This window comes from Laceyella sacchari (assembly GCF_024927925.1).
GTDB classification, from domain to species: Bacteria; Bacillota; Bacilli; order Thermoactinomycetales; family Thermoactinomycetaceae; genus Laceyella; species Laceyella sacchari.
Window position 1 is genome coordinate 2056936 of sequence record NZ_CP103866.1, and the last position, 25565, is coordinate 2082500.

Annotated in this window: 16 protein-coding genes, 5 tRNA genes and 6 rRNA genes (1 of these 27 running past the window's edge); 3 read left to right on the forward strand and 24 right to left on the reverse strand. The window is 50.0% G+C overall.

The annotated features are described in order from the left end of the window. Window positions 1-161 precede the first annotated feature (161 nt). A complete protein-coding gene (locus NYR52_RS10050; RefSeq protein WP_259435578.1) occupies window positions 162-668 on the forward strand; it encodes an SMI1/KNR4 family protein in 507 nt (168 codons plus the stop codon). Between the two features lie 66 nt (window positions 669-734). Here NYR52_RS10050 and cas6 read toward each other — a convergent pair whose 3' ends face one another. The 11 genes from cas6 to NYR52_RS10105 all read right to left on the reverse strand — a co-directional run bounded on the left by cas6 (window position 735) and on the right by NYR52_RS10105 (window position 8648). Then, window positions 735-1490 carry a CRISPR-associated endoribonuclease Cas6 gene (cas6, locus tag NYR52_RS10055; RefSeq protein WP_158283424.1) on the reverse strand — a complete coding sequence of 252 codons (756 nt, stop codon included), beginning with the start codon at window positions 1488-1490 and terminating at the stop codon, window positions 735-737. A gap of 105 nt (window positions 1491-1595) precedes the next feature. After that, window positions 1596-1832 (reverse strand): hypothetical protein, encoded by a 237-nt coding sequence (locus NYR52_RS10060; RefSeq protein ID WP_259435579.1) that lies wholly within the window; start codon window positions 1830-1832, stop codon window positions 1596-1598. 354 nt (window positions 1833-2186) lie between these two features. After that, a 16S ribosomal RNA gene (locus NYR52_RS10065) occupies window positions 2187-3690 on the reverse strand. Window positions 3691-4104: 414 nt separating this feature from the next. Continuing rightward, a complete protein-coding gene (locus NYR52_RS10070; protein WP_259435580.1) occupies window positions 4105-4362 on the reverse strand; it encodes a hypothetical protein in 258 nt (85 codons plus the stop codon). Window positions 4363-4631: 269 nt separating this feature from the next. Further along, window positions 4632-4707 (reverse strand) — tRNA-Phe (locus NYR52_RS10075). 21 nt (window positions 4708-4728) lie between these two features. Further along, a tRNA-His gene (locus NYR52_RS10080) sits at window positions 4729-4804 on the reverse strand. A 9-nt stretch (window positions 4805-4813) separates the two neighbouring features. Then, window positions 4814-4890 (reverse strand) — tRNA-Asp (locus NYR52_RS10085). Between the two features lie 3 nt (window positions 4891-4893). After that, a tRNA-Val gene (locus tag NYR52_RS10090) sits at window positions 4894-4969 on the reverse strand. Window positions 4970-4974: 5 nt separating this feature from the next. After that, window positions 4975-5051 (reverse strand) — tRNA-Glu (locus NYR52_RS10095). Window positions 5052-5346: 295 nt separating this feature from the next. After that, window positions 5347-5461: ribosomal RNA gene (gene rrf, locus NYR52_RS10100) — 5S ribosomal RNA — on the reverse strand. Between the two features lie 149 nt (window positions 5462-5610). Continuing rightward, window positions 5611-8648: ribosomal RNA gene (locus tag NYR52_RS10105) — 23S ribosomal RNA — on the reverse strand. Between the two features lie 324 nt (window positions 8649-8972). On the opposite strand from NYR52_RS10105, the gene NYR52_RS10110 reads away from it, so the two are divergent. Further along, window positions 8973-10202, forward strand: coding sequence for an MFS transporter (locus NYR52_RS10110; RefSeq protein WP_259435581.1), 1230 nt, complete (start codon window positions 8973-8975; stop codon window positions 10200-10202). Between the two features lie 174 nt (window positions 10203-10376). Here the strand turns inward: NYR52_RS10110 and NYR52_RS10115 are convergent, their stop codons facing one another. From NYR52_RS10115 to NYR52_RS10130, 4 genes are all read right to left on the reverse strand, one after another. Beyond that, window positions 10377-11075 carry a FadR/GntR family transcriptional regulator gene (locus NYR52_RS10115; protein WP_022739181.1) on the reverse strand — a complete coding sequence of 233 codons (699 nt, stop codon included), beginning with the start codon at window positions 11073-11075 and terminating at the stop codon, window positions 10377-10379. A 196-nt stretch (window positions 11076-11271) separates the two neighbouring features. Then, window positions 11272-11721 carry a hypothetical protein gene (locus NYR52_RS10120; protein WP_132223970.1) on the reverse strand — a complete coding sequence of 150 codons (450 nt, stop codon included), beginning with the start codon at window positions 11719-11721 and terminating at the stop codon, window positions 11272-11274. A 4-nt stretch (window positions 11722-11725) separates the two neighbouring features. Next, window positions 11726-12088: a hypothetical protein gene (locus tag NYR52_RS10125; protein WP_132223967.1), complete on the reverse strand. Its 363-nt coding sequence runs from the start codon at window positions 12086-12088 to the stop codon at window positions 11726-11728. Then, complete coding sequence (locus tag NYR52_RS10130; protein WP_259435582.1) at window positions 12072-12623, reverse strand: M48 family metalloprotease; 552 nt, start codon at window positions 12621-12623, stop codon at window positions 12072-12074. The genes NYR52_RS10125 and NYR52_RS10130 overlap by 17 nt, the downstream gene beginning before the upstream one ends. A 120-nt stretch (window positions 12624-12743) precedes the next feature. Between NYR52_RS10130 and NYR52_RS10135 the strand changes: the two genes are divergently transcribed. After that, a protein-coding gene (locus tag NYR52_RS10135) for an IS5 family transposase (RefSeq protein ID WP_375163144.1) occupies window positions 12744-13584 on the forward strand; the annotation gives its coding sequence in 2 pieces (ribosomal slippage) (window positions 12744-13079 and window positions 13081-13584; 840 coding nt in all). Here the strand turns inward: NYR52_RS10135 and NYR52_RS10140 are convergent. The 9 genes from NYR52_RS10140 to NYR52_RS10180 form a co-directional block, all read right to left on the reverse strand. Next, window positions 13581-13835: a M48 family metallopeptidase gene (locus tag NYR52_RS10140; RefSeq protein ID WP_259435583.1), complete on the reverse strand. Its 255-nt coding sequence runs from the start codon at window positions 13833-13835 to the stop codon at window positions 13581-13583. The two genes, NYR52_RS10135 and NYR52_RS10140, sit on opposite strands and share 4 nt — an antisense overlap. A 531-nt stretch (window positions 13836-14366) precedes the next feature. Then, window positions 14367-15870: ribosomal RNA gene (locus NYR52_RS10145) — 16S ribosomal RNA — on the reverse strand. A 343-nt stretch (window positions 15871-16213) separates the two neighbouring features. Next, entirely contained in the window at window positions 16214-17896 is a 1683-nt protein-coding gene (gene ilvD / locus NYR52_RS10150; RefSeq protein ID WP_132223925.1) for a dihydroxy-acid dehydratase, read from the reverse strand. Between the two features lie 20 nt (window positions 17897-17916). Further along, window positions 17917-19176: a threonine ammonia-lyase IlvA gene (gene ilvA, locus NYR52_RS10155; protein WP_132223928.1), complete on the reverse strand. Its 1260-nt coding sequence runs from the start codon at window positions 19174-19176 to the stop codon at window positions 17917-17919. A gap of 37 nt (window positions 19177-19213) precedes the next feature. Further along, complete coding sequence (locus tag NYR52_RS10160; protein WP_132223931.1) at window positions 19214-20200, reverse strand: ketol-acid reductoisomerase; 987 nt, start codon at window positions 20198-20200, stop codon at window positions 19214-19216. Between the two features lie 42 nt (window positions 20201-20242). After that, complete coding sequence (ilvN, locus tag NYR52_RS10165; protein WP_022739119.1) at window positions 20243-20488, reverse strand: acetolactate synthase small subunit; 246 nt, start codon at window positions 20486-20488, stop codon at window positions 20243-20245. Further along, the gene (ilvB, locus tag NYR52_RS10170) at window positions 20485-22191 is read right to left on the reverse strand and encodes a biosynthetic-type acetolactate synthase large subunit (protein ID WP_132223934.1); all 1707 of its coding nucleotides are present in this window, start codon (window positions 22189-22191) and stop codon (window positions 20485-20487) included. The genes ilvN and ilvB overlap by 4 nt, the downstream gene beginning before the upstream one ends. Window positions 22192-23125: 934 nt before the next feature. Next, window positions 23126-23240, reverse strand: a 5S ribosomal RNA gene (gene rrf, locus NYR52_RS10175). Between the two features lie 82 nt (window positions 23241-23322). Then, window positions 23323-25565: ribosomal RNA gene (locus tag NYR52_RS10180) — 23S ribosomal RNA — on the reverse strand (it continues 795 nt past the right edge of the window).

Here is a 25565-nt window from a genome sequence, read left to right on the forward strand (position 1 = left end):
AATCTTTCAATTAAATCATAACAGAACACTCCTCGTGTTGACAATTTTTTTAAAAAAATATAAATACATAAGCCACCTCATACCGCAAACAACCTGCACATGTTACCATCTTTTTGGCATTATCATCATGAAACTTTATTTTTTAAAAATGGGTGGGTAACATGAGAAAGCATTTTAAAGGTTTTTGGCTACCATGCGATCAATATACTAATCCCGTTTCAGTGACAGATGAAATGATCGCACAGGCAGAACAAAAGTTAAATTTCAAACTTCCCCGTTCTTATATAGAACTAATCAAAACCAAAAATGGCGGAATCCCTGTCAACTCTTGCTTTCCAACAACGGTTCCAACCTCTTGGGCCAAGAATCATATTGCAATCGAAAAAATCCGTGGCCTTGGAGGAGAGGAAGGCATTGATTCCGAAGATGTCCGAAGCATTGATGAAGATTGGGGTTATCCCATTCATTTAGGATTTGTAATATGTGATTGTCCATCAGCTGGTCATGATGCCGTCATGTTAGATTATAGTCAATGCGGAAGAAATGGTGAGCCCCGAGTTATCCATGTTGATGTTGAAAATCCCGATCAACCTAAAATTACGGTCCTCTCAAAGGATTTCAAAACCTTCATCAATGGATTGGTTAATTGTCAAGAATTTGAAGACTGAAAAAACGCCTTTAATAAGGCGCTTTTATTCATAGTAAGATTGTCTAATCATGGCATCTGGTGAGTTTCAACCTCTCTCATTAAGAGGAGACACCATGCCAAACCCTTGGGAACCATAGGAGCCTAATCCGCTTTCATAAATCACCTGATGCATCTTAGTCGAGGTTTCAATAACCAAGGGGATTTGATACCCTTTCAAATTTTTCTCTTTGTATCGAGTAAGGACGGCCGCTTTTTTTAAATGAAATTTCTCAGGGCGATAAAGTTGGATGCGCAATATCTCCTCCTCAGGAAACTCTTCATTCCAGCGCAAAGTATACCAATTTTTCAATGAGAAACGCATACTGTCATAAAACTGGCTGTCCAGTGGATGACAATAGATGACTTGCCCGTCAATCTGTGTTGGCACCACAATCGAGCCTAACGCCTGATACACCATCTTGCGCTCAAAGGGTACTGGCGGCAAAATTCGCACATCTGCCAGCGGGAATATAGCGTCATGTAAAGTTAATTGTCCCACTTTCCAAACCCCTTCAATAAAACGTTGCACGATCTCCGGCTTGATGGAGTCCAACTGGAATGCAAGTGACCCTTTTACCTTCATGGCGGATTTCAGATTAATTCTGGAGGTAAAATAGCAGCGAGAAAAGACAAAGGGTTTATACTTCTTCCCGCGATGCTCCAAGCCTGTGTCATGCAACCATTGTGCAAGATCGGGATCCGCTTGCATCACACAGTGATAGATAAAGCTGCTAATCGGATAATTCAAGTCGTAAGGCAATAACATTTCATCAGCAATATGAAACGTCACTTCCACTCTCATAAAAAAACACACCTTTCTCAATACCATGATGGTTGCAACTCAAAGCTAAGCTTAACCATTTTAATTGTACGGAAATGGGTGATAGCGAGTAATGCACCACTTCTGTTATAACATCTTTTGCCGTATACCACATTCACGGATCACATGATAATTAATTGATAAGACGTTATACTCTTCGCACCTTGCTCTATCTGGGTTTCGGGTGACGAGAAGAAATCGGACTGACTCCACCTTGCCGTCTATCTCAAACTTAGCTGTATCCCCATCTACAATCTCAATAAACTTGGCACTTGCCTGCCCGAATTGCTCACTGATGATGTCTCGGTCGTACAACCATTTCACTCTATCCCTCCTTCAGCACATTTATATTCATCTTATCAAATAGCTCGTGTTGCGTTCATTCAAAAATGTTACTCTACTTATCTTCTCAAATAAAACACATCTTCCTCTGTTCACCAAAGCACTAGGCACATCGGTATATTTCAGTCATTCGGTTTTCTTGCCGCGCCCATTCATTATAAAAAAACCACCTCTGCATAAGCAGAAGTGGTTTTGAGCGCATTCCCTGAAAACTAAAGAGTGAGTATCACGTGACCTGCGTTGAAGGGCTTAGTGCGTTTCGCACTTAGTCCTTCACGTCCCGCGAGCTTTGCTCGTCGGGGATTCCGTTTGTTTGCTCTAGAAAGAGCTCCTTAGAAAGGAGGTGATCCATCCCCACCTTCCGGTAGGGATACCTTGTTACGACTTCACCCCAATCATCTGCCCCACCTTCGGCGGCTGGTTCCAAAAGGTTACCTCACCGACTTCGGGTGTTGCAAACTCTCGTGGTGTGACGGGCGGTGTGTACAAGGCCCGTGAACGTATTCACCGCGGCATGCTGATCCGCGATTACTAGCGATTCCGGCTTCACGCAGGCGAGTTGCAGCCTGCGATCCGAACTGAGACCGGTTTTGTGGGATTAGCTCCCCCTCGCGGGTTGGCGACCCATTGTACCGGCCATTGTAGCACGTGTGTAGCCCAGGACATAAGGGGCATGATGATTTGACGTCATCCCCACCTTCCTCCGGCTTTCACCGGCTGTCTCGCTAGAGTGCCCAACTGAATGCTGGCAACTAGCGATAAGGGTTGCGCTCGTTGCGGGACTGAACCCAACATCTCACGACACGAGCTGACGACAACCATGCACCACCTGTCACCGCTGCCCCGAAGGGAAGCTCCATCTCTGGAGCGGTCAGCGGGATGTCAAGCCCTGGTAAGGTTCTTCGCGTTGCTTCGAATTAAACCACATGCTCCACCGCTTGTGCGGGCCCCCGTCAATTCCTTTGAGTTTCAGCCTTGCGGCCGTACTCCCCAGGCGGAGTGCTTAATGGGTTACCTTCGGCACCGAGGGTAGGACCCCCCGACACCTAGCACTCATCGTTTACGGCGTGGACTACCAGGGTATCTAATCCTGTTTGCTCCCCACGCTTTCGCGCCTCAGCGTCAGAAACAGGCCAGAGAGCCGCCTTCGCCACTGGTGTTCCTCCCGATCTCTACGCATTCCACCGCTACACCGGGAATTCCGCTCTCCTCTCCTGCACTCAAGTCATCCAGTTTCAGGTGCCGCTCTGCGGTTGAGCCGCAGCCTTTCACACCTGACTTAAATGACCGCCTGCGCGCGCTTTACGCCCAATAATTCCGGATAACGCTCGCCCCCTACGTATTACCGCGGCTGCTGGCACGTAGTTAGCCGGGGCTTTCTCCTGAAGTACCGTCAGAACTTCTTCCTTCAGAACAGAGTTTTACAACCCGAAGGCCGTCATCACTCACGCGGCATTGCTCCGTCAGGCTTTCGCCCATTGCGGAAAATTCCCTACTGCTGCCTCCCGTAGGAGTCTGGGCCGTGTCTCAGTCCCAGTGTGGCCGATCACCCTCTCAGGTCGGCTACGCATCGTCGCCTTGGTGAGCCGTTACCTCACCAACCAGCTAATGCGCCGCGGGCCCATCCGTAAGTGGCCGAAGCCTTTTACTCTTTCTCCATGCGGAGAAAGAGATTATCTGGTATTAGCACCGGTTTCCCGGAGTTATCCCAGTCTTACGGGCAGGTTGCCCACGTGTTACTCACCCGTTCGCCGCTAGGATCCGAAGACCCCCGCACGACTTGCATGTATTAGGCATGCCGCCAGCGTTCATCCTGAGCCAGGATCAAACTCTCCGTTAAAGGTTTCACACCGAAGTGTGAAACTGAGGTTTGAGTCTATGCTCGAAGTTGATACTCCGCCGAGCAAAGCTCGCGGAGTTGTGAAACACTAAACACTAAAGTGTTAAGTGTTTCATCGAATTGACAGGTCACGTTGTCACTCTTTAGTTTTCAAGGAACGCTTTGTTTCATTTTGCACCGCTCTTTGCGGCGACAAAAATGATTCTATCATTTATACGTATCATAAGTCAATACTTTTATTAAATATATCTCCTTAATCACATCGTTTTATACACGATTTGTAAAACCTGTTCGACCAAGTCGCCAGGGCGTGTCTGGTAAATCAAATTGATAGGGAGGTAGTGCAAAAAAACTTTTCTCGAGGGGCGACGATGCACAAGTGAAGCGAATGATAAATGTTTTCCCGCCGCTGGCCTATTCATCAAATTCATGGAATTCAGGAGAAAGACGCTCTACGCTAGCAAGCTTTTTTAGAAAGTCTTCTTTCATCTGTTCCGATTGAAAAAAGAGAAAAAACTCGGCATCGGTGTGCTGGTTTATCCCTTTCGTAACACATCCATAACGCTCTAATAAGTGGAAATTAGCTGTGTAATTTGGTGAAGCAGCAGTTCCGTACAGAGCAGGTATTAAACCCATTAGAAACGCTTCAAAGTCAACCAATAACTTTTTCAATTGCTCATCCACTTTTGAATCTTATATTATACATAATGAAGCGGTCACCCTCATAGAAGGCGACCGCAACGAATGTTAATTATCTTCTGTACTTTGTACTATCCTCGTAGAAAATTTCTTCGCAATCATTTTCGCGTCGTATCCCGGGTATCTGAGGATTTTCTACCAATAATAATAAAACCCCTACCTATCCGCCTGGCAAACACATACGGATGAAGCAGGGGTTATCACACAGATTTTTTGGCGTATCAAATCGGGTCCAAATTGGATGGTGGCTCGGGACGGAATCGAACCGCCGACACGAGGATTTTCAGTCCTCTGCTCTACCGACTGAGCTACCGAGCCGTTTGTTATGTACCTGTGAAGTGGGGCGACCGATGGGAATCGAACCCATGAGTGCCGGAGCCACAATCCGGTGCGTTAACCACTTCGCCACGGCCGCCAAGAAATATGGCGGAGCTGACGGGATTCGAACCCGCGATCTCCTGCGTGACAGGCAGGCATGTTAGGCCTCTACACCACAGCTCCTTATGGTGGACGCTGACGGGATCGAACCGCCGACCCTCTGCTTGTAAGGCAGATGCTCTCCCAGCTGAGCTAAGCGTCCAAGTTTGGTGACCCGTAGGGGATTCGAACCCCTGCATGCTAGCGTGAAAGGCTAGTGTGTTAAACCGCTTCACCAACGGGCCAGATATAATTCCTTCTATTTCCTTTGCTGGAAATTATTATCTCAATCAGCAGCGACTTTGTTATATTAACATGAATCTATCAGCATGACAAGTAGATAAATTAAAGTCTTATAATAAAAAATATTATAGTGATTTTAAAGGTGGTATTGTCAACTGCCATAACCAGATCAACCATTTTCGATCGATCATATAGTGATTGTGGTCTATTCCCCTCGTCACTAAAAGCTATCTTTTACTGCATTATATGGTTTTCAAATGAAAACCCCGCTTCAAGCTGAAGCGGGGTTTTATAATGGCCTGGCAACGACCTACTCTCCCAGGGCTTAAGCCCAAGTACCATCGGCGCTGGAGGGCTTAACTTCCGTGTTCGGTATGGGAACGGGTGGATCCCCTCCGCCATCATCACCAGACGATTTATTTAATTAATGGCTGAAGATGTTACATAAAGCATTCCTTTGGTCACCCAAAAGGATTTCTGCAGTCGTCACCACAGATTTTCTTTAGCCACACCTTCAAAATTAGAATGGAATAAAGCGCGTTGCAAGATGAAGAGATGAAGTAGGATAAGCCCTCGACCGATTCGTATCCGTCAGCTAAACGCATTGCTGCGCTTACACCCCGGACCGATCAACCTCGTCATCTGCAAGGGGTCTTACTTCCACAGGGGAATGGGAAATCTCATCTTGAGGGGGGCTTCGCGCTTAGATGCTTTCAGCGCTTATCCCGTCCGCACTTGGCTACCCAGCGGTGCTCCTGGCGGAACAACTGGTACACCAGAGGTGCGTCCATCCCGGTCCTCTCGTACTAAGGACAGCTCCTCTCAAATTTCCTACGCCCACGACAGATAGGGACCGAACTGTCTCACGACGTTCTGAACCCAGCTCGCGTACCGCTTTAATGGGCGAACAGCCCAACCCTTGGGACCTACTACAGCCCCAGGATGCGATGAGCCGACATCGAGGTGCCAAACCTCCCCGTCGATGTGGACTCTTGGGGGAGATAAGCCTGTTATCCCCGGGGTAGCTTTTATCCGTTGAGCGATGGCCCTTCCACTCGGAACCACCGGATCACTAAGTCCGACTTTCGTCCCTGCTCGACTTGTAGGTCTCGCAGTCAAGCTCCCTTCTGCCTTTGCACTCTGGAGCGCGATTTCCGACCGCGCTGAGGGAACCTTAGAGCGCCTCCGTTACTTTTTAGGAGGCGACCGCCCCAGTCAAACTGCCCACCTGACACGGTCCTCCCGCCGGGTGACGGCGGCGAGTTAGAACCCCGATACGACCAGAGTGGTATCCCACCGGCGTCTCCACCGAAGCTGGCGCTCCGGCTTCTCAGACTCCCACCTATCCTGTACAAGTCGTACCTAGATTCAATATCAGGCTACAGTAAAGCTCCACGGGGTCTTTCCGTCTTGTCGCGGGTAGCCAGCATCTTCACTGGCAGTACAATTTCACCGGGTCTCTCGTTGAGACAGCGTCCAGATCGTTACGCCTTTCGTGCGGGTCGGAACTTACCCGACAAGGAATTTCGCTACCTTAGGACCGTTATAGTTACGGCCGCCGTTTACTGGGGCTTCGGTTCAGAGCTTCGCTTGCGCTAACCCTTCCCCTTAACCTTCCAGCACCGGGCAGGCGTCAGCCCCTATACATCGCCTTGCGGCTTAGCAGAGACCTGTGTTTTTGCTAAACAGTCGCCTGGACCTCTTCACTGCGGCCCCCTCGGGCTTTCACCCTACCGGGGCACCCCTTCTCCCGAAGTTACGGGGTCATTTTGCCGAGTTCCTTAACGAGAGTTTTCCCGAGCACCTTAGGATTCTCTCCTCGCCTACCTGTGTCGGTTTGCGGTACGGGCACCTATTTTCTCCTAGAGGCTTTTCTTGGCAGTGTGAGATCAGGAACTTCGGTACTGATAATTTCCCTCGCCATCACAGCCCAGCCTGTAGAAAGGACGGATTTGCCTATCCTTTCGGCCTCACTGCTTGGACGCGCACTTCCAGTCGCGCGATTCCCTACCCTCCTGCGTCCCCCCATCGTACAAACGAAAATAGGTGGTACAGGAATATCAACCTGTTGTCCATCGCCTACGCCTTTCGGCCTCAGCTTAGGTCCCGACTAACCCTGAGCGGACGAACCTTCCTCAGGAAACCTTAGGCTTACGGTGGAGGGGATTCTCACCCCTCTTTTCGCTACTCATACCGGCATTCTCACTTCCAAGCGCTCCACCACTTCTCACGAAGCAGCTTCGCTGCTGCTTGGAACGCTCCCCTACCATGCCACCGCATTCACTCCAGCTTCCACACATCGTTTCGCTATGGCATTTAGCCGAAAAGATGTTTTCGGCAAATGTCCTTCGCCGACGATCATGAAAGACAGAGTGAATGTGGCGGCATCCACAGCTTCGGTGAATCGTTTAGCCCCGTTACATTTTCGGCGCAGAGTCACTTGACCAGTGAGCTATTACGCACTCTTTGAATGGTGGCTGCTTCTAAGCCAACATCCTGGTTGTCTGGGCAACTCCACATCCTTTGCCACTTAACGATTACTTGGGGACCTTAGCTGGTGGTCTGGGCTGTTTCCCTCTTGACTACGGATCTTAGCACTCGCAGTCTGACTCCCGGACATGAGTCGATGGCATTCGGAGTTTAACTGAGTTCGGTAACCCTGTGGGGGCCCCTAGCCCAATCAGTGCTCTACCTCCATGACTCTTGATCCGAGGCTAGCCCTAAAGCTATTTCGGGGAGAACCAGCTATCTCCGGGTTCGATTGGCATTTCACCCCTACCCACACCTCATCCTATGGTTTTTCAACACCAACAGGTTCGGACCTCCATTCCGTGTTACCGGAACTTCATCCTGGACATGGGTAGATCACCCGGTTTCGGGTCAACGACTACGTACTGAAGCGCCCTGTTCAGACTCGCTTTCGCTGCGGCTCCAGCTTTTCACCTTAACCTTGCACGCAACCGTTACTCGCCGGTTCATTCTACAAAAGGCACGCCGTCATCCCTCAAGGGGACTCCGACTGGTTGTAAGCACACGGTTTCAGGTTCTCTTTCACTCCCCTCCCGGGGTGCTTTTCACCTTTCCCTCACGGTACTGGTTCACTATCGGTCGCTAGGGAGTATTTAGCCTTGGGAGGTGGTCCTCCCAGCTTCCCACGGGGTTTCACGTGTCCCGCGGTACTCAGGATCCGTCTCGGAGGGGAACGAATTTCGGTTACAGGGCTGTTACCTTATATTGCCGGCCTTTCCAGGACCAGTTCACCTATTCGCTCCCTTTGTGACTCCGTGTGAGACGTCCTACAACCCCGATGGCCTTGTGCCATCGGTTTGGGCTGTTCCCGTTTCGCTCGCCGCTACTCAGGGAATCGCGTTTGCTTTCTCTTCCTCAGGGTACTTAGATGTTTCAGTTCCCCTGGTCTGCCCCCGACCACCCTATGGATTCAGGTGGCGGTACCAGCTCTTCAAGCTGGTGGGTTGCCCCATTCGGAAATCTCCGGATCAAAGCTTACTTACAGCTCCCCGAAGCTTATCGGAGTTCGTCCCGTCCTTCATCGGCTCCTAGCGCCAAGGCATCCACCGTGTGCCCTTAGTAGCTTAACCTACCAGGTTTATCCGGCATATTGCTATGCCGCTCGGTATCTCCTCGGTGATTTGCAACATCGACGATCTAAGAAGGATCTCCTTCTTAACCTCGTTGCTTTATTCCATATCTAATTTTCAAGGTACGTCTCTCTTTGTTATCACCGCATCGCGGCGACAAGAAATAATATATCACGAACCCAATTTAAAAACAACATTTTTTTATACTAATTTCCAGACCAATAATTTCCACCTCGCCCAAGACGTAGTCTTTCACGCAGATACAAGGCATAAAGTTATTCATAAACAATTACCCACGTCTCATGGGGAGCGCGAGGTGTCCAAATGAAGTATCATTTTACCGGCAAACAGTGGTGGATTCTGCTATTGATTTTCAGCGGCACGCTAATTAACGCGATTGACCGTTCAAGCTTAGCAACTGCCAGTCCGTATATCGCGCAGGAACTTCATCTCGATATGAGCACCATGGGGTTGATCCTTTCGTCATTCGGCTGGACTTACTTGTTGTGTAATCTTCCATCCGGTTGGTTGGTCGATCGCTTCGGGGCCAAGCGAGTATACGGCTGGGCCGCAACGCTTTGGTCCGTCGCATGCGCGATGACCGGATTAGCCCGCAATGTTAGTACGTTGCTGGTGAGTCGAACGTTGGTAGGGATCGGTGAGTCGGCCAACTTCCCCGTTGCGACCAAAGTCGTGCGCGAACATTTCGCCACAACCGAGCGCGGCTTGGCGACAGGGATTTATTTGGCCGGATTACGCTTGGGGTACGCTGTGACACCAGGGCTGATGGCATGGTTGATGCTCACATTTGGAAGCGATACCCGTCCCGATTGGCAAAGCGCATTTTTGGCAACGGGGTTGGGTGGATTGGGTTTTGTTTTGATATGGTTGGCCACTTACCAAGAACATGCTCCACTGACTCCAAAACCAACCTCACCCACGGCCTCCACTCGTATTTTGCTAAAACACCGCAACACATGGGCCATCCTGATCATCAAATTTTTGCAGGATTACCTTTATTATTTGTATTTGACTTGGTTGCCTATGTACTTTGTCACGGAGCGTCATCTATCATTGACATCCGTAGCTTTTTACGCCACCATCCCTTGGATTGCCGGGATGATTGCGCAGCCGCTGGCCGGATTGACATCTGATTTTTTTATCAGTCGTGGACACTCTCCAACAAAAATAAAAAAATTTATATTGATTATCACGCAATTGGTGGCGGCGTCAGTCATCTTCGCCGCCTTTGTCGAATCTGTCCACACCGCGGCCATCCTTTTGATCATCGCTATGGCCGCTGAATCGGCATCTGCAGCCATCTTATGGACTCTCCCTCAGGATATCGCTCCCGAAAAGCTTACGGGTCGACTGGGGGGATTGATGAACACCGCAGGGGCAGCGGCAGCCATCGTCTCGCCGATCTTAACAGGCTTGGTCGCCGAAATGGCGGGATTTGCCGCGGCTCTGACCTTGGGCGGAGTTTGTATGCTCATCTCGGTCTTAACCATCGCCTTTTTGCTAGGCCCCATCCGCCCTATCGGTCATTCTTAGCCTGTTGGGCACTGGGACGAAACCAGCAAAGCATTTGTTGCCGGTCGCATGGGCGAAAAACCAGGCGTTGCTCATCAATCCTCCAGACAGTCCGAGCTTGTCGAACGCATAAGAGATGCCACTTTGAAAATTTAATCCCCTTCAAATTGGAAGCGATTTCATTGATATGGATGGCTATCCTTTGTTTCCATGTTTGCTGACCGTTTGTTCCACTCCTTCGAGATGTTGCAACATCCGTTGCCGGGCTAGCTCTCGATCCTGTTCCCTGATCGCTTCGATGATCAATTCATGGTCTTGCAATGATTCTAACGACCGTCCAGGAATACTGTAACTTCCCTGTCTGCTTTTGGCCAATAAGTCAAGCAAAGAGAGCATGATCTTCACCAAAACCAAGTTGCAAGAAGCTTCTGCAATAGCCATGTGGAATTGCGCATCCCGTTCATCCAACACTTCCGGTTCGTCTGAATGCGCTTTTGCATCTTGGATAATCCATTCCAGCTTCTCCAAATGATGCGCTTGTCGCCGCTCTGCCGCCCAGGCTGCTGCTTCCGTCTCCAACACTTTTCGAATCTCGAACAAATCATGGACAGCAGCATCCTCCCAATTAGCCTGGGAAAAAGACTCGATGTCTGTCGGTTGAATGTTGGCCACAAAGATGCCCTTCCCATGCTTCACATGCAAAATGTTACGGCCGGCCAGCGTTTTGATCGCATCACGAACCACAGTGCGGCTGACTTGGAACAAAGAAGCCAGATCCCGTTCTGTCGGCAACCGCTCTCCAGGCTTCACTTCTCCTTTTACAATGGCATCCATAATCTGCGAAATAATTCGTTCACTCATCGACGATCGTTCTTCAAAAATTGGCTTGAACATATATGATAATTTCACCCTTTATAAAGCAGATTTGACCAAACCCTAAACAAGGCTCAACCAAAATATATCATAAAACGGCATGCCCTGGGTCAGTCTTGTCATTTAAACTCACAAAACTCAGTCTATAATCGTCACGTTCAATCCTCATGCACAAAGAAAGCCCGGTCCCCCAAGGGTAGCCGGGCTGACGACAATCCTATTTCTGATACGCCTTTGCACGAAACACACAAGTATGGGGCGCTTCAATGAAAGGCTCCAACAAATCTTGCTCCTCCAAAACATAAAGATGGTAATAGTCATCACCAATCCAATGCACCAACATTTCATCGACTTGGTCGCCGAGCGCTTCGCTTTCTTCTTCATTGAGCGGTGTCAGCGGCTCAACGGCAATAAAATAACAAGCTCGTTGCGGAATATATGACATGTCGCGCCGTGCGATATAAACCGCACCGATCTGCGTCACACTTTCTAAATCCTCTCTGATTTTTTCAAACGTCTCAGACGAGAGACCATGTGGAAGTAATTCCTCTTCCCCATCAAAATCCTGTTCACACTCTTCATCAGACAATGCCAGAAGTTCTTCCCAGTGCTCTAGTTTTCTTTCATATTGGGCCGCTTTTCCTCGCTCTGTAAAAAAATTCCTCAAAAAATCATATGCTTCCCAGCGCAGTCGATAATCGCTGTGTGGCTATCTCAAACAGTTTCACTCCTTGTTCTACTTCATCGATAGCCAGCTGGACTTTACCCAATTTAAAAAGCGCAAGGGCCCTTGTCAGCAGGATTTTATAGGTGCTTATGATCTGCCGCAACACTTTGACTCCTTCTAACGGGTTATCTACGCTAAAAGCGAGATCAGCAAGCTGATAAAGCTCATCCAACGTCTTAGAAGGCTTGTTCTTTAGCTCCTGATACAGCGCCAACTCTTTTTCTTCTTCCTCTTTCAGTTGTTGCTTCACTTGTTTGGCATAGGCATAAGCTTCTTCAAAGTTGGTGAGTTCACCAGTCACTTCCATAAGATTGAGGAACTCCTCCACCTTGCTCACCCAATCCGGCGCCATTCTTCAAATAGACATCAACGGCTTGATTGCGCAAGCTCGGCAACACCGGTTGGCACCGTAATGCATTCAATCGGTCAGAGAGCGAAGGATGAGAATCGGCATACCCGGTCTTTTCAACCAATGCTTTCTGCATATATTCCTCAAGCCTCTCCCGCTTCTCATCCATACTTGCCATGAGTTCATAGAGCCGGGTCAACGGCCGTGGTTCTTCGTTGCTTTGCTCAGCTTCTTCCAACACCGCCGGCAAAAACTCCTGATAATAATACCGTCCGCCTGCATGATTCATCACCAGGCTCTCGGCCGTCACTTGTGCTGAAGTCGCATTGGCCGCATTGGCATCAGCAATATACTCTTGTTGACGACGCATGACAAAGGTTAAGGCACAAAAGCGGGGATAATACCATTGAATAAATTTGCGGAACAGCGCTTGCAGCCATTCGTCTTCATCTTGTTCAAAATAATGCACCAATCCTTTCCACTGCTGATCCAACGGTACACCCACGCTCCCAAGGTGGTATCTTTGCCCGATATGTGGCTAGGGCGTGTCTGGTGAATCCATCATGATTTCCTGTTAGAATGTTCATAACAACAAAAGCAAGGAGACATCATGATGAGACGGCGTTATGAGATTACAGATGAGGCTTGGGAAAAGATCGAGCCTTTATTGCCTTCGAATGGGAAACGAGGCGGACAGTGGAAAGACCACCGAACCATTTTGAACGGAATCCTGTGGAAGTTTGGGACGGGAGCTCCCTGGCGGGATCTGCCTGCACGTTATGGTTCTTGGAAAACTTGCTACTATCGTTTTACACGTTGGCAAAAGGATGGGACGTGGGATCGCTTGCTTAAGCATGTTCAGACTTACTCCCACGCCGTTTCCGATGTCGATTGGGTTGTTTTCGTTGACAGCACGATTGTCCGAGCTCATCAGCACGCCGCAGGCGCGCCGAAAAAAGGGGGACCCTCGCTTCCAGAATGAGGCACTCGGACGAAGCCGCGGAGGTCTGACGACCAAAATCCATCTTGCTTGTGACGGAAAAGGTCGACCGCTTGCTTTTACAATCACTCCCGGTCAACAGCATGACTGTACCCAATTACAAGCATTACTCGATTCCATTTCCGTTCCCTGTTTGGGAAAAGGAAGGCCTCGCAAGAGGCCGGATCATCTGATTGCCGATCGCGGCTACAGTTATCCGTCTTGTCGTCGATTTCTTCAAAAACGTGGGATTTCCCATACCATCCCCGAACGCAGAGATCAGGCGGAGCGTCGGGCCAAAAAGCCGGGGCGTCCTCTGACCTTCAACAAAGAACAATATTCACGCCGAAACGTGATTGAACGCTGTATTAACCGCCTGAAGCAATGGCGTGGCTTCGCCACTCGTTATGAAAAACGGGCGGTTTATTTTTGTGCCGCCATTACCTTGATTTCCTTGATCATGTGGCTCAATTAATCATTCACCAGACACGCCCTAATCTCATGCGCCAATACAGCTTTCACTTGCTGATCATCGAGACCAATAAGCATAGGCAAGCCAATATGTAACACATGCCGTCGAGAACCTAGAAGCATCGACTTGGATATGCTCACAACAGAAGCGTTCCACTTGTCGTCCAAAATAACGGTATCAAATCGCGGCGCTTTCATTTTAGTAGTCAACTCATCCAATGTGCGAAACAACTGTGGCACATCTTTTGGAGACAAAACAATCCCCTTAGGTTGGTATTTTTTCACCTTATGTACACGAAGCAGGAAGTAGGACAATGGCAGAGTCATCAATAATAGCTTTAAGGCGCCAAAACTAAATCCTTTTTAAATAAATATAAATATCGAAAGCGCCAGCAAGCCCAAAGTCAAAATTAACGCGCCGCCAAAAACGGCATAGCCCAAAAAATCCAATCAAGCGATATCCTTGCGGTTTTTGGTTTGCATACTGTTCATGCTTTTGGATCAATTGCAGGAATTGTCTTCATTCATTTAGTTCACCTCTTCTATCCATGTACAATGAACATGTCCCTACGCTTTCTCAAACCCTTCATCTTGCACATATAATCATTCTAAGGAAACGTGTTTTTTCTATCCAAACTAGGTCAACATCCCAACCGTCCGACATCCTATCCATGCAAATCAAAAAGCCCCAGCCTAAGGCTGGGGCTTGGTATTCCCTGAAAACTAAAGAGTGAGTATCACGTGACCCAAGAAAATGATCGATATGCTCTAGAAAGAGCTCCTTAGAAAGGAGGTGATCCATCCCCACCTTCCGGTAGGGATACCTTGTTACGACTTCACCCCAATCATCTGCCCCACCTTCGGCGGCTGGTTCCAAAAGGTTACCTCACCGACTTCGGGTGTTGCAAACTCTCGTGGTGTGACGGGCGGTGTGTACAAGGCCCGGGAACGTATTCACCGCGGCATGCTGATCCGCGATTACTAGCGATTCCGGCTTCACGCAGGCGAGTTGCAGCCTGCGATCCGAACTGAGACCGGTTTTGTGGGATTAGCTCCCCCTCGCGGGTTGGCGACCCATTGTACCGGCCATTGTAGCACGTGTGTAGCCCAGGACATAAGGGGCATGATGATTTGACGTCATCCCCACCTTCCTCCGGCTTTCACCGGCTGTCTCGCTAGAGTGCCCAACTGAATGCTGGCAACTAGCGATAAGGGTTGCGCTCGTTGCGGGACTGAACCCAACATCTCACGACACGAGCTGACGACAACCATGCACCACCTGTCACCGCTGCCCCGAAGGGAAGCTCCATCTCTGGAGCGGTCAGCGGGATGTCAAGCCCTGGTAAGGTTCTTCGCGTTGCTTCGAATTAAACCACATGCTCCACCGCTTGTGCGGGCCCCCGTCAATTCCTTTGAGTTTCAGCCTTGCGGCCGTACTCCCCAGGCGGAGTGCTTAATGGGTTACCTTCGGCACCGAGGGTAGGACCCCCCGACACCTAGCACTCATCGTTTACGGCGTGGACTACCAGGGTATCTAATCCTGTTTGCTCCCCACGCTTTCGCGCCTCAGCGTCAGAAACAGGCCAGAGAGCCGCCTTCGCCACTGGTGTTCCTCCCGATCTCTACGCATTCCACCGCTACACCGGGAATTCCGCTCTCCTCTCCTGCACTCAAGTCATCCAGTTTCAGGTGCCGCTCTGCGGTTGAGCCGCAGCCTTTCACACCTGACTTAAATGACCGCCTGCGCGCGCTTTACGCCCAATAATTCCGGATAACGCTCGCCCCCTACGTATTACCGCGGCTGCTGGCACGTAGTTAGCCGGGGCTTTCTCCTGAAGTACCGTCAGAACTTCTTCCTTCAGAACAGAGTTTTACAACCCGAAGGCCGTCATCACTCACGCGGCATTGCTCCGTCAGGCTTTCGCCCATTGCGGAAAATTCCCTACTGCTGCCTCCCGTAGGAGTCTGGGCCGTGTCTCAGTCCCAGTGTGGCCGATCACCCTCTCAGGTCGGCTACGCATCGTCGCCTTGGTGAGCCGTTACCTCACCAACCAGCTAATGCGCCGCGGGCCCATCCGTAAGTGGCCGAAGCCTTTTACTCTTTCTCCATGCGGAGAAAGAGATTATCTGGTATTAGCACCGGTTTCCCGGAGTTATCCCAGTCTTACGGGCAGGTTGCCCACGTGTTACTCACCCGTTCGCCGCTAGGGTCCGGAGACCCCCGCACGACTTGCATGTATTAGGCATGCCGCCAGCGTTCATCCTGAGCCAGGATCAAACTCTCCGTTAAAGGTTTCACACCGAAGTGCGAAACTGAGGTTTGAGTCTATGCTCGAAGTTGATACTCCGCCGAGCAAAGCTCGCGGAGTTGTGAAACACTTAACACTTTAGTGTTTAGTGTTTCATCGAATTGACAGGTCACGTTGTCACTCTTTAGTTTTCAAGGAACACTTCATATCATTTTGCACCGCTCATCGCGGCGACAAATACGATCTTACTAAATGATTGCATTTAAGTCAACACATAAACCCTTATTTCATCTATTCAGATTATTTCACTTCTTTATCCTGCGGGAATGAGGAGGAGGCGGGCAACAATATGAATAAGATTGGCTGTGCCCGCTTTTACTACCCTCAAATTTTCATAACTCCCCCGGTGCTGGCGGAGGTAACCAGTTTGGAATAACGAGCAAGATACCCCGTTTTCACCTTTGGCTCAAAACCGGACCACTTGGCTCGTCTTCGTTCAAGCTCTTCTGGCGACAACTGCACTTCCAATTTCTTTTGCTCGATGTCAATCACTACAATATCTCCGTCTTCAATGAAGGCAATGGGGCCTCCTTCCGCAGCTTCAGGGGAAACATGGCCAACGCAAATCCCTCGAGTTGCCCCCGAAAAGCGCCCATCTGTCACCAAGGCCACTTTCGTTCCCAAGCCCATCCCCACAATTTGAGATGTTGGCGCCAACATTTCGGGCATGCCCGGCCCTCCTTTGGGACCTTCATATCGGATGACGACAACATGTCCCGCTTGCACTTTTCCTGAAGCAATACCTTGCAAAGCTTCATCTTGGGAATCAAAAACAATGGCCGGCCCTTCGTGGCGGGTGATGCCGTTTTGAACGGCGCCTGATTTGATCACAGCGCCATCGGGAGCCAAGTTGCCAAACAGGATCGACAAACCACCTGTGTGCGAGTAGGCATCCGGCAATGGCCGAATAACATCTTGATCCAAGATATCCGCTCCCAAGATATTCTCTCCCAAGGTTTTGCCCGTGACAGTGATCTGATCCAAGTGCAAGGCTCCCTCTTTTTTACTAAGCTCGTTCAAAATGGCGGAGACGCCGCCTGCCCGATGCACGTCTTCAATGTGATAGTCGGAAGCGGGGCTGACTTTGCACAAATGCGGCACTTTTTGGGCCAACTGGTTGATCCGCTCCAATGAATAGTCTAATCCCGCCTCATGAGCAATAGCCAACGTATGCAACACTGTATTGGAAGATCCTCCCATGGCCATGTCCAAAGCAAACGCGTTGTCAATGGCCTTCTCGGTCACAATGTCACGCGGCTTCAAATCCAACTCGATCAATCGCAAAAGTTGTTTCGCCGCTTGCTTGACCAGCTCTTTTCTCTCTTCGCTCACAGCCAGGATGGTTCCATTGCCCGGGAGAGCCAAACCGATTGCCTCCAGCAGGCAGTTCATAGAATTGGCGGTGAACATCCCTGAACAAGAGCCGCATGTTGGACAGCCATACCGTTCCAATTCCTCCAGGTTGGCTTGGTTAATCTTGCCCGCTTGGTAAGCGCCGACACCTTCAAACACGGAAGCCAAAGAAATGGAGCGACCGTCACTTGTTTTCCCCGCTTTCATGGGACCGCCGGACACGATGATGGTGGGAATATTTACTCGCAAAGCCGCCATCATCATGCCCGGAGTGATTTTGTCACAGTTGGGAATGCAGATCAAACCGTCAAACGCATGGGCTGACACCACCGTTTCTATGGAATCAGCGATAATCTCTCGACTGGGAAGGGAATAGCGCATGCCGATGTGTCCCATGGCAATCCCATCATCCACCCCGATCGTGTTAAATTCAAACGGTACGCCGCCCGCTTCACGCACCGCTTCTTTCACCAATTCGCCAAACGCTTGCAGATGAACGTGTCCGGGAATAATGTCAATATATGAATTGGCGATGGCGATGAACGGTTTATCCCAATCGGACTCATCCCGAATTTGTCCAGTCGCCCGCAACAAGCTACGATGCGGAGCGCGGTCAAACCCTCGTTTGATCGTGTCGCTTCTCATTTTTCTCACACGGCATCCCTCCTGGTCAGTCAAATCAACAGATGAAATAAGTTCGGATCCTTATTGATTTCCATGTAATCCACCTGATTTTGTTCCATTCGTTCAATCAACAGTGGATATTCATCCCTCTCCTTCAACTCAATTCCCACCAGAGCGGGGCCGCTATCACGGTTATTTTTCTTGATATATTCAAATCGGGTGATGTCCGCCTGCTCCGTCAAAGTCCCATTGATGAATTCCCGCAAAGCGCCGGCTCGTTGCGGGAAGTTAATGATGAAATAATGCTTCAATCCTTCATAAATCAACGATCTTTCCTTAATCTCAGACATACGGTCAATATCGTTGTTCCCGCCGCTGATCACACAGACCACGTTTTTGCCCTTGAGCTCATTCCGATAAAAATCGAGGGCAGCCAAAGCCAACGCTCCTGCAGGTTCTACAACTATCGCATTCTCATTGTACAATTGCAGGATGGTAGAACAAACTTTCCCTTCTGGCACCAGTACCACGTCGTCCAGCACTTGTTTGCAAATCTCCAGTGTCAGCGTGCCCACTTGCTGCACTGCCGCACCATCAACAAATTTATCCAGTTCGCGCAACATGACTCTTTCGTTTTGGCACAATGACGCATGCATCGCCGGGGCGCCGGCGGGCTCCACACCAATGATTTTGGTCATAGGACTGACCTTTTTTAGGTAGGTGCCCAAACCGGCAGCTAATCCTCCTCCGCCAATGCCGACAAACAAGTAATCAATGGAACCGGGAAACTGTTCAATGATCTCTAATCCCACAGTTCCTTGCCCAGCGATCACATCCGGGTCATCAAAAGGATGCACAAACAGCTTTCGTTCTCGCTCACACACTCGCATCGCCTCAGCGAACGAAGCGTCAAACGTATCTCCGGTCAAGACGATCTCCACATATGGACCGCCAAAACGCGCAACCTGGTTCACCTTTTGATTAGGCGTAGTGGTAGGCATGAATATTTTTCCTTGCACCTGCAACATGCGACAAGAGTAGGCAACCCCCTGCGCATGATTGCCAGCGCTCGCGCATACGACCCCGCGATCCAATTCATCTCTTGAACGGCGGCTTAAAAAGTGATAAGCCCCTCTGAGTTTAAAAGAACGAACAACCTGTAAGTCTTCACGTTTGAGATAAAGCTGACATTGATGCCGATCGGATAATAGCGCGTCATACTCCAGTGGCGTTTGTCTGATGACGTCCTTGAGCGCGCTCCGGGCACTCACCACATCGCCCGGGCCGACGGCCTCTTTTACATTGATCATCTCCTCACCGACCTCCGCATCCAGCCCTCTGCTTCGCTTATTTCTGCATCCAACTCATCATTTGACGCAATTTGGCCCCCACTTCTTCAATCGGATGATTGGCCTCTTGCTGCTTGATCGCGTTGTAAGAAGGACGCCCTGCCTGATTTTCGAGAATCCATTTTTTCGCGAATTCCCCTTGTTGAATTTCACGCAACACTTGGCGCATCTCCTCTTTGGTCGCATCAGTGACAATGCGGTTCCCGGTCATGTAATCCCCAAATTCGGCTGTGTCGGAGATGGAATAGCGCATCCGGGAAAGACCTCCTTCGTACATCAAATCTACGATCAGTTTCAATTCGTGCAGACATTCAAAGTAGGCAATCTCAGGACTGTATCCGGCCTCCACCAACGTTTCAAATCCTGCTTTGACCAAGGCCGTCATGCCTCCGCACAAAACAGCTTGCTCACCGAACAGATCTGTTTCGGTCTCTTCACGGAAAGTTGTTTCAAATACCCCCGCTTTGGTACAGCCCAATCCTTTGGCATAAGCAAGTGCAACCTGTTTGGCTTGGCCCGTCGCATCCTGATAAACCGCCAGCAACCCCGGCACACCACCGCCTTGTTTAAATACGCGACGCACCAAGTGACCAGGGCTCTTGGGTGCCACCATGGCCACGTCCACATCTTCAGGAGGAACGATTTGGCCGAAGTGAACATTAAACCCGTGTGAAAACAGCAGCATGTTGCCGGCAGTCAATCCAGGCGCCACCTCTTCCTTGTACACCTTGGCTTGGTATTCATCAGGCAACAAAAGTTGGATCACATCGGCGCGGGCGCTCGCTTCTCTAACCGTCAGCACCTCAAATCCGTCAGCCTCTGCTTGTTTCCATGATTTGCCGGGTCTCAACCCAATCACCACGTTTACGCCGGAATCCCGCAAGTTTTGTGCTTGAGCATGCCCTTGAGACCCATAGCCGATCACCGCCACCGTCTTGTTTGCCAAAACGCTTAAATCCGCATGATTGTCATAATACATATGCATGTTATCCGTCTCCCTTTTTCGATATTTGTGTGAATGTGAGATTTAATGGCTTTCGCCAGACAATTTCTGAACAGCGATGACATCAATTTGCTTGCTTAACTGCCTTATCATCTGCTCCAATTTGAAAGTGTCACAATCCATGGTGATCGTCATGGTAGAAAAGTCGGATCGCTCCTCTTTCTCCACCAGCAGGTGTTCTATGTCGATGCCCCTGCGCACATACATCCCCACAACTCTCGCCAATGCGCTAGACTTGGGATTCACCCTCAGCTTGATTGTCTGCTTCATCCTTCCCACCTTCCCAAAATCATCTCATTATTGCCTTTGCCCGGAGGTACCATCGGAAACACACTTTCCTCTTCTTCTACTTGGAAGTCAACCACGATCGGACCAGGATAACGCAACGCTTCGTCAATGGCGCGTTCCGCTTCTTCCTTGGTGGTGGCGCGTATCCCTCTCACATGGAACGCTTCCGCCACTTTCACAAAATCGGGCGAACTAAGCCGCGATTCTGAATAACGTCCATCGTAGAATATCTCCTGCCATTGCCGCACCATCCCCAAGAAATGATTGTTGATGACAAAAATCTTCACGGGGATGTTCATTTCCGCGATCGTTTGCAGTTCCTGTATATTCATTTGGAATGAAGCGTCCCCGGCGATGCAAACGACGGTCGCATCCGGTTTGGCTAACTGCGCCCCCATGGCCGCCGGAAAGCCAAATCCCATCGTCCCCAAACCACCTGATGTGATAAAACTGCGCGGTTGGCATACCCGGTAAAAATGCGCCGCCCACATCTGGTGTTGCCCTACTTCAGTCGTGACGATCGCTTTGCCCTCCGTCACCTTACTCAAATAATCGATAACAAATTGTGGTTTCAACTCCCCATCCGGACGTTGCTCATAGGTTAAAGGAAACGCTTGTGCCCTGTTTGTTGTTTGGTTAACCCACGCATCGCTGTCTGGTCGGGGGGCTTGATCCAACAGTCGCAGTAACGCCTTTCGCACATCACATACCAACGGATAATCAATTGCTACATTTTTGCCGATCTCCGCGGGGTCGATGTCGATATGCACCTTCTTTGAATGGGGAGAGAATCGTTCCAACTTGCCTGTGACTCGATCATCAAAGCGCACACCACAGGCGATCAACAAGTCACATTCATAAGCAGCCATGTTGGCGGCATAGGTTCCATGCATGCCCAGCATTCCCAAAAACAACGGATCATCTGGTTCAAATGCCCCCAAGCCCATCAGCGTCGTGACAACGGGAATGTTGGCCTGTTTGGCAAAATTCCTCAACTCCCTTGACGCTTCAGCGTGAATGATGCCACCACCGATATATAAAAGGGGGCGCCGAGCTTGGGCAATCGCAGTGGCGATCTTGGCAATTTGCTCTGGATCGGGTTCTTCCGCGACACGATAGCCGGGCAAAGAGATTCGGTCTGGATACTGACATTCAGCCTCCGCATTAGACACATCTTTCGGTATGTCAATCAAAACGGGCCCGGGTCGACCTGAACCAGCTACATGGTAAGCCTCTTGGATAATCTTTGGAATCTCGGCTGGATCATGCACTTGGTAACTGTATTTGGTTACAGGCAACGTGATTCCCAGCACATCCGCTTCTTGAAAAGCATCTGTTCCCAACATAGATGTGGCCACCTGACCCGTAATGATGACAAGAGGGACAGAATCCATAAAAGCGTCAGCAATGCCGGTTACCAAGTTGGTTGCACCTGGCCCCGAGGTGACCATCACCGTTCCCACCTTCCCCGTTGCGCGGGCATATCCTTCGGCAGCATGGATGGCTGCCTGTTCATGTCGCGTCGACACATGACGGATTCCACTGTTGTAAAGCGCGTCATAAATCGGCAATATCGCACCACCAGGATATCCAAAAATCGTGTCGACACCTAAGCGTTTCAAACACTGGACAACCATCCTGGCACCGGATATTTTTTCAATCTTCTGACTAACTCCAGTGTTCATCCTGTTTCACAACCTTTCCTCACAATGGTTTACCCAACATTCGCTTCTCAACAAGAAACGCCTACAAGCTGATTTGTTTATTGAAGGCATGGTCGGGAGTTCTCCTAAGCGATTGCCATCCCATGAGTCAGTACAAAAAAGCCCCAGCGATCAAACAAACGTTTCTCTTCCTTTCAAACGTTTGATTTGACGCTGAGGCGAGAAACACTCGCGGTACCACTCAGCTTCTCTACTTTTCTCACGAAAAGCAGACTCACCAAGTCCTTTGCAGGACCTTAGTTTGCTAACGGAAACCAGCCGTTGCCTTCTACTTGAGAATGCTTCCTCTTTGAAAGGCAAAACTCAGAGGTGATGCATGAAATGGGATGACGCCCATCTTCTCAGCCATGAGATGGTTCTCTGTACCGTCAGCGCCCACTTCCGCTTGTCCTCTTCACCGTAGTTGAGTGATAAAGTTGTGTTGTTATTTTCTAAAAATTCAATCTTAAAACACTTAACCGTCTTCTTGCCTGTCATCCGGTTGAAGCCACCGGTAAACCATTTTGTAAGGGTGTGAGTTTGTGAGAATGTGAAATGATTGCTTTGTCAAGTTATTAAAAACGATTATAGTAACCTCTATTCATCTTGTCAACAACTATTGTAGTTATATAATGAATAAAATAAATAATCCTATTGTTTAAAATAAGTTTACGATCATTCTCTTGCATAAGTCGGCTGCTTCATTTTTAATTTGCTTAAGGATTCGAACTCTTGCTAAAAACAAAGTGTTAATAGGTATGATCTCTGTTGTTATCAGTAGTATATCAGAATCGCCTGTAAATGCAACCGAGTAAATGAATTTTCTTTAATTTGTTTTGCAAAAAGAGTGCTGTACCCCCTCACTCTGCCCTTATTCAACAAAAACCCCCACTTCAGAATGAAGTGGGGGTTGGTGACCTGGCAACGACCTACTCTCCCAGGGCTTAGACCCAAGTACCATCGGCGCTGGAGGGCTTAACTTCCGTGTTCGGTATGGGAACGGGTGGATCCCCTCCGCCATCATCACCAGACGTTATGTTGTTGTTTCAAGGTGTGAACCACACCCTGAAAATTAGATTGGAATAAAGCGTGTTGCAAGATGAAGAGATGAAGTAGGATAAGCCCTCGACCGATTCGTATCCGTCAGCTAAACGCATTGCTGCGCTTACACCTCGGACCGATCAACCTCGTCATCTACAAGGGGTCTTACTTCCACAGGGGAATGGGAAATCTCATCTTGAGGGGGGCTTCGCGCTTAGATGCTTTCAGCGCTTATCCCGTCCGCACTTGGCTACCCAGCGGTGCTCCTGGCGGAACAACTGGTACACCAGAGGTGCGTCCATCCCGGTCCTCTCGTACTAAGGACAGCTCCTCTCAAATTTCCTACGCCCACGACAGATAGGGACCGAACTGTCTCACGACGTTCTGAACCCAGCTCGCGTACCGCTTTAATGGGCGAACAGCCCAACCCTTGGGACCTACTACAGCCCCAGGATGCGATGAGCCGACATCGAGGTGCCAAACCTCCCCGTCGATGTGGACTCTTGGGGGAGATAAGCCTGTTATCCCCGGGGTAGCTTTTATCCGTTGAGCGATGGCCCTTCCACTCGGAACCACCGGATCACTAAGTCCGACTTTCGTCCCTGCTCGACTTGTAGGTCTCGCAGTCAAGCTCCCTTCTGCCTTTGCACTCTGGAGCGCGATTTCCGACCGCGCTGAGGGAACCTTAGAGCGCCTCCGTTACTTTTTAGGAGGCGACCGCCCCAGTCAAACTGCCCACCTGACACGGTCCTCCCGCCGGGTGACGGCGGCGAGTTAGAACCCCGATACGACCAGAGTGGTATCCCACCGGCGTCTCCACCGAAGCTGGCGCTCCGGCTTCTCAGACTCCCACCTATCCTGTACAAGTCGTACCTAGATTCAATATCAGGCTACAGTAAAGCTCCACGGGGTCTTTCCGTCTTGTCGCGGGTAGCCAGCATCTTCACTGGCAGTACAATTTCACCGGGTCTCTCGTTGAGACAGCGTCCAGATCGTTACGCCTTTCGTGCGGGTCGGAACTTACCCGACAAGGAATTTCGCTACCTTAGGACCGTTATAGTTACGGCCGCCGTTTACTGGGGCTTCGGTTCAGAGCTTCGCTTGCGCTAACCCTTCCCCTTAACCTTCCAGCACCGGGCAGGCGTCAGCCCCTATACATCGCCTTGCGGCTTAGCAGAGACCTGTGTTTTTGCTAAACAGTCGCCTGGACCTCTTCACTGCGGCCCCCTCGGGCTTTCACCCTACCGGGGCACCCCTTCTCCCGAAGTTACGGGGTCATTTTGCCGAGTTCCTTAACGAGAGTTTTCCCGAGCACCTTAGGATTCTCTCCTCGCCTACCTGTGTCGGTTTGCGGTACGGGCACCTATTTTCTCCTAGAGGCTTTTCTTGGCAGTGTGAGATCAGGAACTTCGGTACTGATAATTTCCCTCGCCATCACAGCCCAGCCTGTAGAAAGGACGGATTTGCCTATCCTTTCGGCCTCACTGCTTGGACGCGCACTTCCAGTCGCGCGATTCCCTACCCTCCTGCGTCCCCCCATCGTACAAACGAAAATAGGTGGTACAGGAATATCAACCTGTTGTCCATCGCCTACGCCTTTCGGCCTCAGCTTAGGTCCCGACTAACCCTGAGCGGACGAACCTTCCTCAGGAAACCTTAGGCTTACGGTGGAGGGGATTCTCACCCCTCTTTTCGCTACTCATACCGGCATTCTCACTTCCAAGCGCTCCACCACTTCTCACGAAGCAGCTTCGCTGCTGCTTGGAACGCTCCCCTACCATGCCACCGCATTCACTCCAGCTTCCACACATCGTTTCGCTATGGCATTTAGCCGAAAAGATGTTTTCGGCAAATGTCCTTCGCCGACGATCATGAAAGACAGAGTGAATGTGGCGGCATCCACAGCTTCGGTGAATCGTTTAGCCCCGTTACATTTTCGGCGCAGAGTCACTTGACCAGTGAGCTATTACGCACTCTTTGAATGGTGGCTGCTTCTAAGCCAACATCCTGGTTGTCTGGGCAACTCCACATCCTTTGCCACTTAACGATTACTTGGGGACCTTAGCTGGTGGTCTGGGCTGTTTCCCTCTTGACTACGGATCTTAGCACTCGCAGTCTGACTCCCGGACATGAGTCGATGGCATTCGGAGTTTAACTGAGTTCGGTAACCCTGTGGGGGCCCCTAGCCCAATCAGTGCTCTACCTCCATGACTCTTGATCCGAGGCTAGCCCTAAAGCTATTTCGGGGAGAACCAGCTATCTCCGGGTTCGATTGGCATTTCACCCCTACCCACACCTCATCCTATGGTTTTTCA

Coding starts and splice junctions, on each gene's coding strand:
- NYR52_RS10050 (WP_259435578.1), top strand. CDS start 162: ATGAGAAAGCATTTTAAAGGTTTTTGGCTACCATGCGATCAATATACT.
- cas6 (WP_158283424.1), bottom strand. CDS start 1,490: ATGAGAGTGGAAGTGACGTTTCATATTGCTGATGAAATGTTATTGCCT.
- NYR52_RS10110 (WP_259435581.1), top strand. CDS start 8,973: ATGAAGTATCATTTTACCGGCAAACAGTGGTGGATTCTGCTATTGATT.
- NYR52_RS10115 (WP_022739181.1), bottom strand. CDS start 11,075: ATGTTCAAGCCAATTTTTGAAGAACGATCGTCGATGAGTGAACGAATT.
- NYR52_RS10125 (WP_132223967.1), bottom strand. CDS start 12,088: ATGGAAGTGACTGGTGAACTCACCAACTTTGAAGAAGCTTATGCCTAT.
- ilvA (WP_132223928.1), bottom strand. CDS start 19,176: ATGATCAATGTAAAAGAGGCCGTCGGCCCGGGCGATGTGGTGAGTGCC.
- NYR52_RS10160 (WP_132223931.1), bottom strand. CDS start 20,200: ATGCATATGTATTATGACAATCATGCGGATTTAAGCGTTTTGGCAAAC.
- ilvN (WP_022739119.1), bottom strand. CDS start 20,488: ATGAAGCAGACAATCAAGCTGAGGGTGAATCCCAAGTCTAGCGCATTG.
- ilvB (WP_132223934.1), bottom strand. CDS start 22,191: ATGAACACTGGAGTTAGTCAGAAGATTGAAAAAATATCCGGTGCCAGG.